General features: G+C 32.8%; 14 protein-coding genes and 1 tRNA gene. 4 read left to right on the plus strand and 11 right to left on the minus strand.

What is annotated here, in order from left to right:
* Positions 1–7: 7 nt before the first annotated feature.
* The 5 genes from HPY57_05875 to HPY57_05895 form a co-directional block, all read right to left on the minus strand.
* Entirely contained in the window at positions 8–778 is a 771-nt protein-coding gene (locus HPY57_05875) for a geranylgeranylglyceryl/heptaprenylglyceryl phosphate synthase (protein NPV11305.1), read from the minus strand.
* Between the two features lie 13 nt (positions 779–791).
* Positions 792–3,353, minus strand: a complete 2,562-nt coding sequence (gene alaS, locus HPY57_05880; protein ID NPV11306.1) for an alanine--tRNA ligase — start codon at positions 3,351–3,353, stop codon at positions 792–794.
* A gap of 211 nt (positions 3,354–3,564) precedes the next feature.
* Entirely contained in the window at positions 3,565–4,275 is a 711-nt protein-coding gene (locus HPY57_05885) for a hypothetical protein (GenBank protein NPV11307.1), read from the minus strand.
* Between the two features lie 286 nt (positions 4,276–4,561).
* A complete protein-coding gene (gap, locus tag HPY57_05890) occupies positions 4,562–5,569 on the minus strand; it encodes a type I glyceraldehyde-3-phosphate dehydrogenase (GenBank protein ID NPV11308.1) in 1,008 nt (335 codons plus the stop codon).
* Positions 5,570–5,600: 31 nt separating this feature from the next.
* Positions 5,601–6,398: a hypothetical protein gene (locus HPY57_05895; protein ID NPV11309.1), complete on the minus strand. Its 798-nt coding sequence runs from the start codon at positions 6,396–6,398 to the stop codon at positions 5,601–5,603.
* 445 nt (positions 6,399–6,843) lie between these two features.
* On the opposite strand from HPY57_05895, the gene fumC reads away from it, so the two are divergent.
* On the plus strand, positions 6,844–8,235 hold the full coding sequence (fumC, locus tag HPY57_05900; protein NPV11310.1) for a class II fumarate hydratase: 1,392 nt from the start codon (positions 6,844–6,846) through the stop codon (positions 8,233–8,235).
* Between the two features lie 66 nt (positions 8,236–8,301).
* On the opposite strand, the gene HPY57_05905 is transcribed toward fumC, so the two are convergent.
* The 3 genes from HPY57_05905 to HPY57_05915 form a co-directional block, all read right to left on the minus strand.
* A tRNA-Lys gene (locus HPY57_05905) sits at positions 8,302–8,374 on the minus strand.
* Positions 8,375–8,662: 288 nt separating this feature from the next.
* On the minus strand, positions 8,663–9,439 hold the full coding sequence (locus HPY57_05910) for a tetratricopeptide repeat protein (GenBank protein NPV11311.1): 777 nt from the start codon (positions 9,437–9,439) through the stop codon (positions 8,663–8,665).
* A gap of 27 nt (positions 9,440–9,466) precedes the next feature.
* Entirely contained in the window at positions 9,467–9,952 is a 486-nt protein-coding gene (locus tag HPY57_05915) for a DUF2721 domain-containing protein (GenBank protein ID NPV11312.1), read from the minus strand.
* Positions 9,953–10,290: 338 nt separating this feature from the next.
* Between HPY57_05915 and lptB the strand changes: the two genes are divergently transcribed.
* Positions 10,291–11,028: an LPS export ABC transporter ATP-binding protein gene (lptB, locus tag HPY57_05920; protein ID NPV11313.1), complete on the plus strand. Its 738-nt coding sequence runs from the start codon at positions 10,291–10,293 to the stop codon at positions 11,026–11,028.
* A 37-nt stretch (positions 11,029–11,065) separates the two neighbouring features.
* Here the strand turns inward: lptB and HPY57_05925 are convergent, their stop codons facing one another.
* Positions 11,066–12,184 (minus strand): glycosyltransferase family 4 protein, encoded by a 1,119-nt coding sequence (locus HPY57_05925; protein ID NPV11314.1) that lies wholly within the window; start codon positions 12,182–12,184, stop codon positions 11,066–11,068.
* Between the two features lie 137 nt (positions 12,185–12,321).
* On the opposite strand from HPY57_05925, the gene amrS reads away from it, so the two are divergent.
* A complete protein-coding gene (gene amrS, locus HPY57_05930; GenBank protein NPV11315.1) occupies positions 12,322–13,332 on the plus strand; it encodes an AmmeMemoRadiSam system radical SAM enzyme in 1,011 nt (336 codons plus the stop codon).
* A 317-nt stretch (positions 13,333–13,649) separates the two neighbouring features.
* Here amrS and lptC (HPY57_05935) read toward each other — a convergent pair whose 3' ends face one another.
* The gene (gene lptC / locus HPY57_05935; protein NPV11316.1) at positions 13,650–15,029 is read right to left on the minus strand and encodes an LPS export ABC transporter periplasmic protein LptC; all 1,380 of its coding nucleotides are present in this window, start codon (positions 15,027–15,029) and stop codon (positions 13,650–13,652) included.
* A complete protein-coding gene (lptC, locus tag HPY57_05940; protein ID NPV11317.1) occupies positions 15,026–15,577 on the minus strand; it encodes an LPS export ABC transporter periplasmic protein LptC in 552 nt (183 codons plus the stop codon). The genes lptC (HPY57_05935) and lptC (HPY57_05940) overlap by 4 nt, the downstream gene beginning before the upstream one ends.
* 570 nt (positions 15,578–16,147) lie before the next feature.
* On the opposite strand from lptC (HPY57_05940), the gene HPY57_05945 reads away from it, so the two are divergent.
* Complete coding sequence (locus tag HPY57_05945) at positions 16,148–17,635, plus strand: citrate transporter (protein NPV11318.1); 1,488 nt, start codon at positions 16,148–16,150, stop codon at positions 17,633–17,635.
* Positions 17,636–17,813 lie beyond the last annotated feature (178 nt).

A 17,813-nucleotide genomic window follows, 5' to 3' on the forward strand; every position in this document is an offset into this window, starting at 1 on the left:
TATCCATTTAAACCTCTGTTGTTTTTTTGATCTTGTAATGAACCGCCGAAGTAAATTCTTTTAAGTACTTAAAATTTTCAGGATTATCGAAATGATTTCCTACAACGATAATTTTTGCCCCTGCTTCAACTTTTTTTCTTGCTTCTTCCGGAGATCGAATACCTCCGCCAACAATCACTGGAACAGAAACAGTTTTACTTACTGCATAAATCATTTCTTCGGGAACAGAAAGTTCAGCACCGCTTCCCGCTTCAAGATATATTAATTTCATTCCCAGATATTCTGCCGCAAGTGCGTGAGCTGCTGCAAGATCTGGTTTGTGTCTCGGGATTGGTTTGCTGTTACTCAAAAATTCAGCTGTTGTTGCTTTGCCCGATTCAACCAAAATGTAAGCAGTTGATATAGGTTCTAATTTAATTCTTTTTATGAGGGGTGCAGCAATTACATGTTTACCGATTAAATTTTCCGGATTCCTTCCACTAACGATAGATAAAAACAGAATCGCATCAGCATAAGGACTTACCTGTTCAACACCACCAGGGAAAATCACTACAGGAATTTTGGTTTTTTCTTTAATCACTTTTACAAATTGATTGAAATCTGAATCCAGAATAAGACTGCCGCCAATTAATAAAACATCGACATCGGCATTTTCAAAGACCGGAATAAGTTCATCAAGTTTTTCAACTTTGGTTTTATCCGGGTCAAGTAGAAGGAAAAAAAGCGAGCCCTTCTTTTCTATATTTTCAAGAATATAATTATAAACTTTTGTGTTCAATTTTCAGCTGCATTTAGTTTTTAACTAATCTCTGAACAATTTTATCGAATTGATTTAGGGCATCATTCAGTTTCGAAAGATCTTTCCCACCAGCTGTTGCGAGATGAGGCCGTCCGCCGCCGCCACCGCCTACAATCTTAGCAACTTCGCCAACGATCTTTCCAGCATTCAATTTTTTCTCTTTAATCAAATTATCAGTCACAACACACACAAATTGTACCTTATCTTCAATTGTTGATGCAAGAAGTCCAACACCGCTTTTCAGTTTTTCCCTGAGAACATCACCAAGCTCTTTTAATTGATCAATGTTGTCAACATTAACTACGCCCGAAACAACCGCAAAACCATCTATTTGTTTTTTATTGGTGACAAATTTTTCGATATCATGGATTTTTTCTTGAAGCTTAAGCTTTGCAATTTCTTTTTCAAGCTGAAGTTTTTCTTCTAATAATTTTTCATACTTCTCGGAAAGTTCATTTAATTTTTGCAATTGTTCATCAATGTATTTTTCAACGCCTTCTCCTGTAACAGCTTCAATTCTTCTGACTCCACTGCTAATACTTCCTTCGGAAATAATTTTCAACAAACCAATTTCTGATGTATTTGAAACATGCGTTCCGCCGCAAAATTCCATAGAGTAATCTCCAAATTGAACAACATTAACTCTATCACCATACTTATCACCAAAAAACATTAAAGCGCCCATTTTCTTTGCTTCTTCAAAAGGAATATTTCTGTGATGAATCAGAGGAAGAGCTTCTCTTATTTTTTCGTTGATTAATTGTTCAATTGCTTCAAGTTCTTCTTTTGAAAGTTTTTTGTAATGAGTGAAATCGAATCTTAATCTTGACGGTTCGACAAGTGAGCCAGCTTGTTTTACATGATTACCTAAAATATCCCTTAAAGCTTTGTGGAGTAAATGAGTGGCGGAATGATTTCGCATAATTGATTTTCTTCGGAGTTTATCAACCACAGCTTTTACAGTTTTATCCATCAAATCAAAATCAATTTCACTTACTTTGTGAATTATTAAATCACCTTCTCGTTGGGTATCGATTACATCAATCAAATAATTATCGTAAATAATTTTTCCAGTGTCGCCAACCTGACCGCCGGCTTCACCATAAAATGGAGTTTGATCTAACACAACCAAATCTTTTTCCTGAGCAATGACTTTGCTTTCAGAATCGAGTTTATCATATCCAACGAATTCAACTTTTTGTAATTTATCGGTATCGATTTTGCCAACAATAGCTGGTGCACCAAAAAATTTTTTCGTCTCCCTCGAGCGCGTTCTTTGCTCTTCCATTAATTCGTCAAATTTCTTACGATCAACACTAAAACCAATTTCCCTCGCCATCAACTCGGTTAAATCAATTGGAAAACCGTAAGTATCGTAAAGTTTGAAAGCATCTTCGCCGGGAATAACCTTTGAATTTTCTTGTTGAAGTTTTTTCACAATCGAATCAAAAATTTCAAGTCCGCGATCAAGTGTTTCACCAAAGGATTCTTCTTCAGCTTTAATTACTTCTTCAACTTGTTTTTGATTCTGTTTGATTTCCGGAAATACATCGCCCATTGTTTCGACTAAAGTTGGGACAATTTTATAAATCATAGGCTCGTGCATTTCAAGCTTACGAGCAAATCTCGATGCTCTTCTTAAAATTCTTCTCAAAACATAGCCACGCCCTTCGTTCGAAGGAAGTGCGCCATCGGCAATTGCAAATGTAAGAGTTCGAATATGATCAGCGATAACCCTCATTGCAATTTGATTTTCGTTTGAATCATATTTTTTGCCCGTTAACTCTTCTATTTTTTTTATCAACGGCGTAAAGATATCTGTATCATAATTTGACCTTTTATTTTGCAGAACAGCACAAATCCTTTCGAAGCCCATCCCTGTGTCAACAAATTTATCTTTTAAAGGTTCAAGCGAACCATCTGGTAAACGATTGTATTGAATAAAAACTAAATTCCAAATTTCGATGCAATCGGGAGTTCCTGCATTCACAAGGGAGGCATCATCAGGATTATCAGATAGATTAATATGAATTTCTGAACAGGGACCGCAGGGACCAGTATCTCCCATTTCCCAGAAATTGTCTTTTTCTCCAAATCTTAAAATATGATCTGGATTAATATCTGTTAGAGTTTTCCAGCAGTTAAACGCTTCATCGTCTGTTTTATAAACAGTTGCGTAGAGTCTTTCTTTTGGTAATTTCCAAACTTCAGTCAGTAGTTCCCAAGCCCATTGAATTGCTTCTTTTTTATAGTAATCACCAAACGACCAATTGCCGAGCATTTCAAAAAAAGTGTGGTGATAAGTATCGAAACCTACTTCCTCTAAATCGTTGTGTTTACCAGATACACGAATACATTTTTGAGTATTAGCTGCTCGTTTATATTCCCTTGTTCCAATCCCAAGAAAAACATCTTTGAATTGATTCATTCCTGCGTTTGTAAATAGAAGGGTTGGATCGTCAAAGGGTATTACTGGTGAACTAGGGACAATTCTATGGTCTTTTTCTTTGAAAAAATCCAAAAATTGCTGTCTTATTTCTCTTGATGTTAACATAGTGTCCAATTTGTTTATTGATTGATTTTTATTAATAATCAAATATAAGTTTAAGATGAGTTTTATTCAATTTGCGGGAAAAGAAATGAATGATTAAAGCTTCGATATTATAAAAATTGCCAGACTGAAACTGCTCAGCCTGGCATTAAAAATTTTTTGTTGTTTTATTTCTTAGGAATGACAGTATGATAGTAATTAAATCATATAATTTTTATTCAAACAAATCCTGAAGTGCTTCGTACTTCGAATGCATATTTTCAACAGCATTTTCCATGTCTTTATCTTTTGCTTTACAAAGCTCGTTAACGGATTTAATTAATTCCTGAGCGAGCTTTTTGTATTCGTCTGTCTTGTTTTCGAGTTTCTTTGGCAGTTTTGCTTCATACACTTTTTGTGATTTTTCTTTCAAAGCTTCACATTCTTTTCTGATTTCTGCCCATTTTTTATCAGGCAAATAACGATGGTAAATTACATATAAAACTTTGTGGAATTCATCAAGTTCTTTCACGATTGGACGAATAATGCGGACAAGATTTTCATACTTTGCATGAAGTTCTTCTGCTGCATCTAAAAGAGCTTGGTCGTCTGAACCTTGAGCAGCTTCGTTATATTTTTCTACTGATGCTTTAAATTCTTCTACTCCCTTTTTCCATTTAGCTTCTTTTTCACGAAGGATACCTGGAAGTTTAACATTATAAATTTTTTCTGCTTTTTGATTTACTTCTTCGACAAAACTTCTTAACATCTCAATATCTTTAGCAGGATAGGCTGTATGCCAGATTGGATAAATTACTTCGTGAAACTCAGCAAGTGCTGGAATGTTTGTATTTGTTTCGTCAGCACATTCTTCTTCTTGAGCTGATAAATTAACTGAGAAGCAAAAAGTAAGTGCAATTATCAGATACATAAATTTTTTAGTCATTTTTAACCTCCGATTTATGTTAATGATGTTTTATTTCAATTATAAAGTCCTAACCGTGTTGCAATATAACAAAGAAAATTTGTTTTTTAAGTTATTCAATCAAACTGGAATATTGACAAAATTAAAAGAGAGAAAGTTTAATTTTCTTCGTCTCTAAATTTTTCGATTTTTTTCGATTGCTTTATAAATAAAAAGCTCTTTTTCTAAATAATGCGAGTTGAGGCAAGATTTTAAAATAAAAAATCCCCGACGCGTGTCGGGGATTTACTCTGAAGAATAACAATTCTTATTTTAATTCAGCTAATTTCTTTGCAAGATCAACAACACGGCAGCTGTAACCCCACTCATTATCATACCAGCCAAATACTTTTACCATGTTTCCTTCCATTACCATTGTCGACTTTGCATCGAAAATGCAGGATGCTGGATTGTGAACGATATCGGCAGAAACAATTTCATCTTCTGTATATTCAAGAATACCTTTTAGATTGGTTTCAGCTGCTTTTTTAAATGCAGCGTTTACTTCTTCAACGGTTACAGTTTTTTCAACTTCGCAAACGAAATCAGTAATAGAACCATCGGGAGTTGGCACTCTTAGAGCGATACCATCTAATTTACCTTTTAACTCAGGAATAATTTTTCCAATTGTTCTTGCTGCACCAGTTGATGTAGGAATTATAGACATTGCAGCTGCTCTCGCTCTTCTCAAGTCTTTGTGTGGTAAATCAAGCAAATTCTGATCATTTGTGTATGAGTGAACTGTGGTCATCAATCCGTATTTTACTTTGAAATTATCGTGAAGAACTTTTACCATTGGAGCAAGACAATTCGTTGTACAGGATGCATTTGAAATTAACTTCATATCTGGAGTAAGAACATTGTCATTTACTCCTAACACTACTGTCGCATCCATTTTTTCTTCTTTTTCATCAGCTGGAACAGTTAGAATAACTTTTTTTGCTCCGTTCTTTAGATGGACTTTTAATTGTTCTGGTTTTCTAAATTTTCCTGTTGATTCAATTAAAATATCTACATCATCCCACTTTAAGTTTGCGGGATCTTTTTCGGCGTAGACTTTAAGTCTATCACCATTAACTATTAAATCATTTCCATCAACTTCAACTGTTCCGTTGAATTTTCCATGAATGGAATCATACTTTAAGAGATGTGCAAGTGTTTTAGCATCGGTTAGATCGTTGATTGCGACGAAGTCGAAACCGCCGACTTCGAGGGCTCTTCGGAATACTAACCTTCCAATTCTTCCGAAACCATTTATTGCAACTTTAACTGCCATATTTTTTCCTCCAATTACATTTTATTTTTAATTACTTTGCGGCGTATTTCCACCAGTAGAAATACTTTGTTTCTAAATCTTCAATTGATGGCATTGGGTAAAATACCATTTCATCACCATCAACAAACCAGAAACCATGACGAATTAGTGAGAAGGAAATATCCTTTAATACAGATCCAAGACTTATTGTCTTTGTTAATTTTTCTGGATTAGATTTTAATTCTTCAATACATTCTTTAACACGATAGGGATTGACATTTGGAATTGCACAGGTGATAATTGATTTTCCTTTGTTCTCTTCAAAGAATTTATCAATGTTAAAATCAATTTGAGTAAATAAAATTTTTGGTGCACCTTTTGCTTTTGTTCCTCTTGTAATCCATTTACCAAATGCTCTTTGATCAAGTGTTGATGCAACCAATGTTTCAAGAGGACAAATCTCTTGATAAATTCTAATCAATCCAGGTTGATTAACAGCAGTATACTCACCTTTTTCGAGTGGAAGGACTTTTCCATTTGGATGTACCAAATACAAGTCCTTTAATACATTCAAAGGAACGTGCTCAAGAACAGCATAGGAACTGATAAACTTTGTTCTTTTTGGTCTTCCTGTCACCGGATCTGCTTTTGTTTCTTCAAGATATTTATCAATCTCAAAGTATGGATCACGGAAATTAATATCCAGTTCTACAAAAATTACTTTACCACTGTAATGTTTTGTGCTTCCAACAGCGTAGTGCATTCCAAAATCTTCTGGTTCAAGCTGGGAAGCTACAAGCGCGTTTATTGGAAAAACAATCATATACAAATGTTTTGGATAATCAGCCATAAATACCTCGTTCTTGATTATATTAAAATCTTAATTTTACTTTCACAAAGTTACTGATATTAAATTCTTATATCAATTGACAAAACACACACATTTTGAATAACTCTTATTTAGTTTTTAAAAGAGTTTTAAATCTTAAATAGTAAATATAATGAGGTTTAATTGTGGAAATTTCGAAAGATTAATAAAACAAATGGATTTTTTTATAAAGTTATCAACATAATGTTGTGGATAAGTAAAATTAATTCACATTATTTTGTTGCAGTGAACTATTAAAAATTTAATTAACACATTATCCACATCTTTTAAAAATTTATCCACATCAGATCAACATAATTTCATTCAAAAAAATAGTTTAATTTTGTATTGTAAAAATTAATTAAGAATGAAAACCAAGACATTATTCAATCAGGGGATAAACAAAAACAAATAAGTGAGAGGAAAAATGGAATACAGAATAGAAACCGACAGCATGGGCGAAATGAAAGTCCCAGCTGATAAATACTACGGAGCTCAAACTGCTCGTTCGTTGATGAATTTCAAAATCGGTGGTGAAAAATTTCCACCAGAATTTATTCGTGCTCTGGCTATTGTAAAAAAAGCAGCAGCTTTAACAAACAAAGAACTAGGAGTCTTAGCTCCTGAAAAAGCAGAATTAATTGTAAAAGCAGCTGATGAGATAATTGAGGGCAAATTAAATGATCATTTTCCTCTTGTTATCTGGCAGACCGGAAGTGGAACTCAAACAAATATGAATGTTAACGAAGTTATTGCTAATCGAGCTATTGAGATGGCTGGCGGTGTAATGGGAAGTAAAAAACCAATCCATCCCAACGATGATGTTAATAAATCTCAATCGACTAATGATGCTTTTCCAACAGCAATGCACATTTCTGCTGTTGAAGAAATTCATCGAAGATTAATTCCAATGGTTACAAAACTCAGAGACGCTTTGAAACAAAAAGCAGAAGAGTTTAAAGACATAATTAAAATTGGAAGAACTCATTTAATGGATGCGACTCCATTAACTCTTGGTCAGGAATTTTCTGGTTATGCTCAACAATTAACAAATGGACTTGAAAGAATTGAATCATGTTTACCACGACTTTATGAAATTCCTCTCGGAGGAACTGCTGTTGGAACAGGATTAAATAGTCATCCAAAATATGCTGAAAAAGTTGCCGAAAAAATTTCTGAAATTACCGGAAAGCCTTTCAAAACAGCACGAAATAAATTTGAAGCAATGGCTGGAAAAGATGCAATGGTTGAATTGCATGGTGTTCTGAAGACTCTTGCTGCGTCATTAATGAAAATAGCAAATGATATCCGCTGGCTTGCATCCGGTCCAAGATGTGGTATTGGCGAAATAAATATTCCAGAAAATGAACCTGGAAGTTCGATAATGCCAGGCAAAGTTAATCCGACCCAATCTGAAGCTATGACAATGGTTTGTGCTCAGGTTTTTGGAAATGATGTAACTGTAAACTTTGCTGGTGCAAGTGGAAATTTTGAGTTAAATGTATTTATGCCTGTAATTATTTTTAATGTTTTACAATCGATCAGATTGTTAGCTGATGCTTGTGAGAGCTTCACTGATAATTGTGTTGTTGGTATAACTCCTAATTATGACAGAATTAAAATGCATTTGAATAATTCTTTAATGCTTGTGACTGCATTAAATCCAGTTATTGGTTATGATAATGCTGCAAAAGTTGCTAAAAAAGCACACAAAGAAGGAAAAACTTTAAAAGAGGCTGCAGTTGAACTTGGACTTTTAACACCTGAAAAATTCGACGAAGTGGTAAGACCCGAGAAAATGATTGGACCGAATTTATAAGATTTAAAAGCCAAACTAATTCCAATTTAAAACTAAAAATCCCGACGCAGGTCGGGATTTTTTTTGTGCACCCTGCGAGACTCGAACTCGCGACCCACTGATTAAGAGTCAGTTGCTCTACCAACTGAGCTAAGGGTGCAATGCAATTTAAAAAATTTTGTAGTCTCTAAAAAATTTGGAAATTTCATCAAAACGAGAATTGATAATAAATTAAATAGATATGGTGAGGGTATTTATCTTCTTTTTGACTTAACAAGCAGTTGAATAAGCTTTATAAAAATTTTTTTGATGATATCTTTAATTCAAAGGATATTCTTTTTTTTAAAAAGATTAAACCTCTCAGCGAATTTGGAATTAGGAGTAAATGAATTTTAAAATCTTTTAATTAAAAATATCCAAAAACCCGCTGAGAGGTTCTGCTAAGGATTTACTTATTCTTTATTTCGTTTAGCAGTTTCCTTGCTTCAGCTCTATACTCGTCATCATCTTCATCGAGTTTTGGTAGATTTGGAATTACACTCAAATGCTCTTTTGCTTTTGCATAGTTTTCCATTTCGATATAATTTTTTGCTGCTTCAAGTCTGTACATTATAAAGTTCGGTCTCATTTTTATTGCTCTTTCAAAAAGTTTAGCTGCTTCTTCTCTATCACCCCAACCAAGTCCAATTATTGATCGTGCAAATTTTGGTTTTTCGCAGACTTTAGAGTGAGCTCGTGCAAGTACATAAAGAGCAACACTTTGATGAATTTCACCGCCATTATTTAAACTAATGGCTTTTTCACAATCAGCTTTAACGGAATTCACCAAACTAATAGTTTTGAAGACTCCTTTAAACAATGCAATTTTACCATTTGCAATAGCTCTTCTAATGTAACCAATGGATGAATTTGGGTTAACTTTAATAGCTTTTTCTGCATATTCAAGTGCTTTCTCGAACATTTTTAGTTGTTCTTCTTTTTCTTTATCATTTCTTGCAGGTAGATGTTCGCCGTAATCTACATAAGCACGAGACATTCTCCACAACACTTCAAAATTATTTGGTTCGAGTTTATAAGCCTGTTCGATAGTTTTTAGTGCGTTAACATTGTCGAATTTTTCTTCGATGTATTCGTCACATTTTTTGATCAGCTCCTGCACCGATTGTGCTTGTATTAATCCTGCTGATACAAGGATTAAGAAAAATGTTTTGAAAAATTTTTTCATTGAAGTTACTCCCATTTTGTTTGTTGATTATTCCTCTGCTTTAATTTCGAGTTCAATAATTTTATGCCCTCTTGTAATTTCTTTTAATGCATTTAAAATTCCGATGCCAACTGAAATCATTCCAGTGATGAAAGTAATCATCATCAAAACAATCCCCGAGCGAAGGTCAAAAATAAAGTCGAGACCAATCAAAAATGATGTTAAGATAAAAAGAAAAATTCCAGTAGAGTAAAAAACAACGCAATTCTTCACGAAACCTAATCGGCAAAAAAGTTGATCAAGTTGCTTTTTAATACTGGCTAATCTATTCGATTCCAGATAATCTAACTCTTTTCCATCTTTGATTTTAAGAATCAATCTTCTTCTTTCATCGTTTAGAAGTCTAATTCTATTTGCAATTGAAGAGTATCTATTATTGATTCCCAAAAGAAGCAGCCCGCAAGCAGAAATCATCACCGCTGGTGCAAGCATAAATTGAATCATTTTCACAAACATTTCAGATGTCAAGTTCATAGTATACCTTTCAATTTTTGAACTATAACAAAAATATTAAAATCATCTATAGATTGAAATTGGAAAGTATCTCATAAACACGGTATCTATGTTAAAAGAAATCAAGTTCACTAATAGATAAAAAATTCAAGTTTGATTTGTTTTTGATTGATCTAAATAGAGCTGTAAAAAAATACTTAGATATTTTTTTCTAAAGTATTAACAGAGCTAAAATCAGTCTACTCAATTTTTTGTTTTTTTATTTAGTTATTGTTATAAGAAAAACACCTGATAAATTAGAACATAAAGGATTAATCTAAAATTAAAACTCATTATCTTTGAAAAATTTTATTTGAATAATGATGGATATTCTTAGAGGCGAAAAGTTAATTAAGCGATATAAGAAAAGAAATGTGGTAAACGGAGTTTCCCTTCAAGTTCAAAAAGGGGAAGTTGTTGGTTTACTTGGTCCGAATGGTGCAGGTAAGACAACTACTTTTTATATGATCGTTGGAATGATTAAACCTAATGCTGGCAATGTTTTCCTCAATGATGTTGATATTACAAAAATGCCAATGTATAAAAGAGCCAGACTCGGGATTGGTTACTTACCACAAGAAGCATCTGTATTCAGACGTTTGACAGTTGAACAAAACATTCTTGCTGTGCTCGAGTTTATGAATTTATCAAACAGAGAAAGAAAAGAAAGATGCGAGCAATTGCTTGAAGATTTAGGAATTACTAAGATTAGAAAAACTTACGGCTATCAACTCAGTGGTGGTGAGCGACGAAGGACAGAAATAGCGAGAGCTCTCGCAACAAATCCGAAATTTATTCTGCTTGATGAACCTTTCGCAGGAATTGATCCAATCGCTGTTGAAGATATTATGAAGATAGTCGCAAATCTTAAGAATCGAGGTATTGGCGTTTTAATTACAGATCATAATGTTCATGAAACTCTGGCAATTGTAGATCGTGCTTATATCTTGATAAACGGAGAAATTTTACGAAGCGGTATTTCAGAAGAACTTGCAAACGATGAGCTTGTAAGAAAACTTTATCTTGGTGAGAAATTCAAACTTGAAAGATATCTTTAGTTAATTCAAATTCTTGCAAAAAATTAAAACAAAATCTCTATTGCTTGCCCAAAAGACTTTTATACAATTCAACAATTCTCTCGTTATATTTATCAAAACTAAATTCCTTCGCTCTTTCAATTGATTTTGTACTCAGGTGTTTTCGTAGTGCTTCATCAAATATAATTCTTAAAACGTTTTCAGAAAGTTTTTGAATATCATCTCTTTCAAAGACAAGAGAAGTTTCGTTTTCAATAATAATATCTAAAACACCATCAGCTTTACAGACGATGTTTGGTAACCCCATTGCCATCGCTTCAACCAAAGAAATTCCAAATGCTTCAGCATAAGATGGAAAAATAAAAGCGTCACTTGCAGAAAGAAGTTCAGGAACGTCTTTTCTAAATCCTAAAAACTTAAACATTCCTTCAAGTGAATTTTCTTTTACAAGATTGTGAAGATATTCTTCATAGAACTTTTCTGAAGGTTCTGCTTCGCCAACGAATATGAAGATTGTATTTTGAAGTTTTTCCTTAATTGAAGCAATCGCCTTGATTATGATATCCTGCCCCTTCCCTGGTGAAAGTCTTGCAATATTTGTAAAGATAAATTGATCTTTATCAAATCCAAGTTTTAATCTGATTAATTCTTTATCATATTTTGATGGATTAAATTTTTCTAAATCGACCACATTTGGAATGATTACAATCTTATTTTTTTCAAGAGGGGTTGTCTCAATTAAATTTTGTTTTATAACTCTGGAAATGGCAATTGCTTTATCAACTTTTTTATAGATAAACTTATGAAACAAGTCTTTCTTTTTTACAAACGAACCGAGTTGTTTGGTTAGTACGAGAGGGATTTTCTTATCAATTATCATTAATGATGGTGAGATTGTCCATAAATCTCTTGAAAATTGAGTGTGTATTAAATCAATATCATTTTGAATTAGAAATCTTTTAAGCTTTAGAATGTTTTTAATGTTGAAATAGGAATTTGATTTTACTTTTAATTTTTTTTGTTCAGGTATAAAATTAGAGTTTAAATCTATCTTTGAATCTTCAATGCAAAAAAGGTAAACATCAAATTCATTCTTTATCAACTGATCAGCCGATTGAACAGTGAACATTTCCATTCCACCCCAGGAACGAGATAAACAGGAAATTAATATTCTCATACTTAAACTTTTTTAAGGCAAATTAATCGAGATCTTGTATTTGAACAAAATTCAAGTGAGATATTAGAATATCTGCCTAATGACATTGTTAATGGTAAAAAACTTTTTAATTTTTACACAAAAGTTTGAGGTGAATTATGGTTGAAGCAAAATGGTGGAAAACATTAGATAATGGAAAAATCTTATGCACTTTATGTCCGAGATTTTGCACAATTGGGGAAGGACAATACGGTTTCTGTTATGTCCGTCAAAATCATAATGGGAAACTGTATTCGATTGCTTATGGAAGACCGACAGGATTTGGTATTGATCCCGTTGAGAAAAAACCTCTTAATCACTTTCTTCCCGGCACAACCATTTTAAGTTTTGGAACAGCTGGTTGTAATCTTGGATGTAAATTCTGTCAGAACTGGAGTATCAGCAAGGCTCATCTTGACGATACAAACGCAATGCAAGTTTCTCCTGAAGGTGTTGTTAAACTAGCTTTGAAATATAAAACACCAAGCATCGCATTCACTTACAACGAACCGACAATTTTTGGCGAATATGTAATCGATATTTCAAAAATTGCTCACCAGTATGGAATTAAAACTGTAATGGTTACAGATGGATATATTACCGATGAAGCTCGAAGAGAAATCTATCAGTACATTGATGGCGCTAATGTTGACCTGAAAGCATTTACAGAAAGGTTTTATCACAAATTAACTTTTTCTCATTTAGAACCTGTCCTTGACACTTTAATCTGGCTGAAGAAAGAAACTAATGTATGGTTTGAGATCACAACTCTTTTAATTCCAGATGAAAATGATTCAGATGAAGAGATAAATGCGATGTGCGATTGGATACTCGAAAATCTTGGCGATGAAGTCCCGCTTCATTTCACAGCATTTCATCCTGATTTTAAGTTGAGAGATAAACCGCCAACTCCACCATCAACACTTAAGCGTGCAAGAAGAATAGCTTTAAATAAAGGATTAAAATATGTCTATGTTGGAAATGTTTTTGATCGTGAAGGTCAGACAACATACTGTCCAAATTGTAAAATGAAATTGATAGAAAGAGATTGGCATTCAGTAATTTCAAATAGATTAAGAGATGGAAAATGTCCAGCTTGTCAAACCAAAATAGCTGGTGTATTTAGTTAAATATGATCAGCCACGAATTTTATTCGATGTAAAGAATACGAAGAAAGATTTTCAACACTGATGGGATTGAATTTGAAAACAAACACTTTAAGCGGAAATGTTTTTTAGAAATGAAACTTATTACTCAACACAAATCTTATATAACTCTTATCGAATTCTTTGATTTTTTATTACTTATTCTTTGTCTAATTCGAAAACCCAGCCAATCAGATTGAAGTTTAAATTAATTTTCTTCTTCTACTTTTTGATTGTATTCGATGTTAATTTGGGATTTCTTTGCTTGATTGATCATCTCGATGTATTACTTCGATATTTAATCAGAATAAAAAATTTCCTCTCCTTGCAAGGAGATTTTCCTTTTTAGGTCTATTTTCGATCCACTTAAATCCGCTTAACAAAAATTCTTTCTCTTTGCCTGCGATTTTTTCTTCGGGGTGATATTCCCCTTCTGGTGAACCAAAAAGTTTAACTTCCGTTACTTTGTTTTCTTCAATTACTATTAATGCACTATCACTGCTTGACTTGTTCAACCCACTTGGTTCGTTTTCGTCATACAAAAAATAAATACTCAATGCATTGCCGACAATAAAAACTTCTTTTAATTTGTTTTTCTCTGAAAGTTCATCAGTTGCAAATCTTAATTGAATGAAATTTCCATTCATCTGGTTGAATCGATTTTCCATAACAGTGTCTTTTGAAATTAGAAAAGCATTCTCATAAATGTTGACAAATTTTATTTTGTTTTCGTCCACAAATATTTCAACTGAATCACCATAGGAGAAATTTTCACTATACCAGAAGAGAGGTTGAAAATTGTTTGGTGTTGATGTTGTAATCTTTCCTTCGCTTTTATTATAAACAGCATAATCGCAAACAGCAGACAGTTCGTTTCTCCAGATTTTAACAGAATCGATTGCAAAAAATATATCCGATGTATCTCGATATGATTCCATTTTTTCAGCTGAAATTACGAGAGTATCGATTTTATTTTCTGAAGTCGTATCAATTTGAATTAAAATTGGATTGCCAGTTACATAAGTATATTTTTTGTTTTCATCGTTTTCGAGATAATCAGAATAAATCTTTAGATTATCTTTCGTGCTGAAAGCAATAACATTACCGCGAGCTATTGAAAATCTTCTTTTGCGGAAGTAATCAAGAGTGTCTGAGTAGATTTTATTTTCAAACTGGGTTACCTGAACATTGCCAATAGCTATTGCTCGCTCTTCTTCTGTGTAATAAGTCAATATATTTGCTTTCAGTTCAGTTGTATCATCATACAAGATAACTCTCCCTTTGAAAATGGCTTTCTTCTGATCAAAGAAATATTCGCCGCTGTCAGCTTTCAATGTGATTTTCCCATCGTAAAGAGTGATACCTTTTGTTCCAAACGCGGTTTTCGTATTTCCAAAATAAAAACCTTTCTGCGTTGTCAGAACCTGATTGCCCTGAATTATTTTAATATTACCTTCGAGTTCTGCTTTGTTAGATTGAAGATATTGAATCCCTTTATCGCAAAAAATTCGAATGTCTTCGTGAATTAATTGAACATTTCCAAAAAGAATTCTTACTCTTTCGTTATTGACAACTGTACCTATTAGACTATCTGAATTAATTAATTGAACAACTTTTATTTCTTGAGCTTTAAGAAATGAAATTGAAGCGAACAACAAGAAGATGAGCAATATTTTTTTCATTGTTTTGTTTCAATTCTCCCGCTTACTCTGAAGATTACATAATCTTTTAATGATTGATCTGACTCAAGGCCATAGCCTCGTATTTCTTCTGTTGGAGAAGTAATTTCAACATATTTATCTGTTACGATTTTTCTTCGAGCATTAATCCATTTCAATTCTTCTGTTTTCAAAACAACTCCGCTGTCAGACCGAGCGATGACATTCCCGAAAGCGTAAAGATCTTGTGTTAAATCATCTACTCTGCCTCTATCTGCAATTAAATTGCTTGTATGATTTCCATCTCGATCGTAAAAATCAACTTCAATTCCTCCATCGAGAAGAGTTTCATTTCTTGAAGAATAAACTGCGATATGACCAGCTCTTAAAATTGCTTTAACAATTCCCGAATCGGAAAAGACAACTTTTGAGTTAAATGACTCTTGATCAGGGAGCTCTCTGGTTTTAATTGAAATAACTTTTGGTTTTACGCTTTGATCTGAGCAGCCAATCATAAAAAGTGAAAAAACAGACAAGATCAAAAAAACAATATGATGAAAGTCTTTTTTCATATTTCTGGGTTAATTTTGCTTCGTTGTTTCTTTCAGGTAAACCATTAAACCTTAAATTAATAATTACAAATTTAATTTAAGACTTTTGGAAAATTTATTTATTTCTTGATCGGAAGTTAATTTCTAAATAGCTAAAGAGAGAGATTAAAACTCTCCAGATTTATGTAGATTAATTTAAAGAATGATGAATATGCTCATAAAGCTCTGGATTTTGTTTTGATTTGTGTTGATGTTGGTTGGATGAAGTTGAAGAGGCCCCTTCATTTCTAAGCTAACAAATTTTTGCTTCACGTTACTGTATTATCAATCCATTAGAATTAATTGTTTCGTTTTATTCTAAAATTTTGTTTGCGAATCAGGGCTATTCGTATTCAATCCTTTCGGTGTTGATTAACTTTTTCTCCGTCATCACACATTTTTAATTTACAAATGAATTAGGAATGTAAAATTTATTATGAATATCGAGAAGTGAATAATAAAAATTTTTGATCAGGCGCTTTTAATTTTTTTATTAAATTAGTTTCAAATTTTAAAGACAATCTTACCAAAAGAATAAAAACTTGTTGAGTTATGGAAACAATTCAATTGATACTCCTTCTTTTTGTTTTTCTACTGATGTCAATACTAATGTTCCTTAGAAAAATTCCTGCATTGCTTGCTTTACCAATTATGTCTTTTTTGATTCCGCTAATTGCAGGTGTTCCTGTTTTAGATATTCTCCAATATGTTATTGGAGAAGGAGCGGTTAAGCTCAGCAAAGCATACACAATAGCAATCTTTGGCAGTATGCTAAGTGTTTTTCTTCAAAAGACAGGAATTGCTGAAAGTTTTATCAAAAAAGGTGCAGAGCTTTCGGGAGATAAACCCTGGACAGTTGGTGTCTTAATGCTCACAATAATTGTCCTCCTTTTCACAACCCTGGGTGGACTTGGTGCAATAATTATGGTTGCAACTATTGTATTACCAATTATGTCTTCAGTAGGAATTGGTCCTTTAACAATTGCAGGTATTTTTCTTCTTGGATTAAGCATTGGAGGAACTTTAAATGCAGGCAACTGGGCTCTTTACATTGAGATTTTGAGATTAACTCCGGATGAGGTTAGAGAATTTGCAGTTATAATGTTTTTGATAACATTTTTAACGGCAATTGTCTATTTAACAATCCAACTCTATCGGGATGGTCATCAGTTGAATTTTATAAAGATAATTTTATCTACTCTGGTCTTACTTTTTCTTATTGGGCTTTCTCTTTTGATTTATAATTCGATAGATGAAAATTCACAAAAAAAAGTCACCGATGTTATACTAATGGTTTATCAATGGTTTAAATATTTAATTGGCATAGGAATAATTGGATTGATCGCATTAAATCTTATCAGAATAATTTTAAGAAAATCCAATCACAAAAATTTTAAAGAGCGAATTCACTGGAGTTCATATTTTACTCCTTTTATTCCATTAATATTGATTTTATTCTTCAACTTTGAATTTATCACTGCATTTATTTGTGGATTGATTTATGGAGTTTTATCTGTTTATAGAAAAGGAATAATGAACATTTTCGTTAAATCAGCTTTCGAAGGTGGAAGTATGGTAATGCCAGCAGTTGTTTTGATGTTTGGAATTGGAATGCTTTTAAATTCGATAATTGGTCCAGGTGAAAGCTGGACTAAATTAAATCCACAGGGTTGGCCTGTTTTAAATCTACTTCAACCATTTTTGAAACAAATTGTACCAGAAAATTTTTTGAGTTATGTTTTTACCTTCACTCTTCTTGCACCACTGGCTTTATATCGTGGTCCGCTTAATGTGTGGGGAATGGGTTATGGCCTCGCAGGAATTTTACTTGCAAGTGGTATGAATCCTGGTGCAATAATGGGACTACTATTAGGTGTAGGTCAGATACAGGGAGTAAGCGACCCAACAAATACACAAAATGTCTGGCTCGCAAATGAATTGAAAATTGATGTTCAAAAGATTTTGTGGAATACTCTACCATATACATGGGCTGTTGCTCTCTTTGGATTAATAGCCGCAGGATTAAAATATATGATTTGATTGTCTTTGTCATAAAAAATCTTCAATAAAAAGAAGAAAGTTTTTTAATTTTTGAGTAAATATTTTTCAATGGAAAATCTAAAGTTGTTGAATTAACAGTTTAATTATTTCATTATGTTTAAGCCTTTTTAGATAAAATCATTTTTGCTTCAATTAAATTTTTCATAATCCACTTCTT

The sequence above is a fragment of the Ignavibacteria bacterium genome (assembly GCA_013177855.1).
GTDB lineage: Bacteria > Bacteroidota > Ignavibacteria > Ch128b > Ch128b > Ch128b.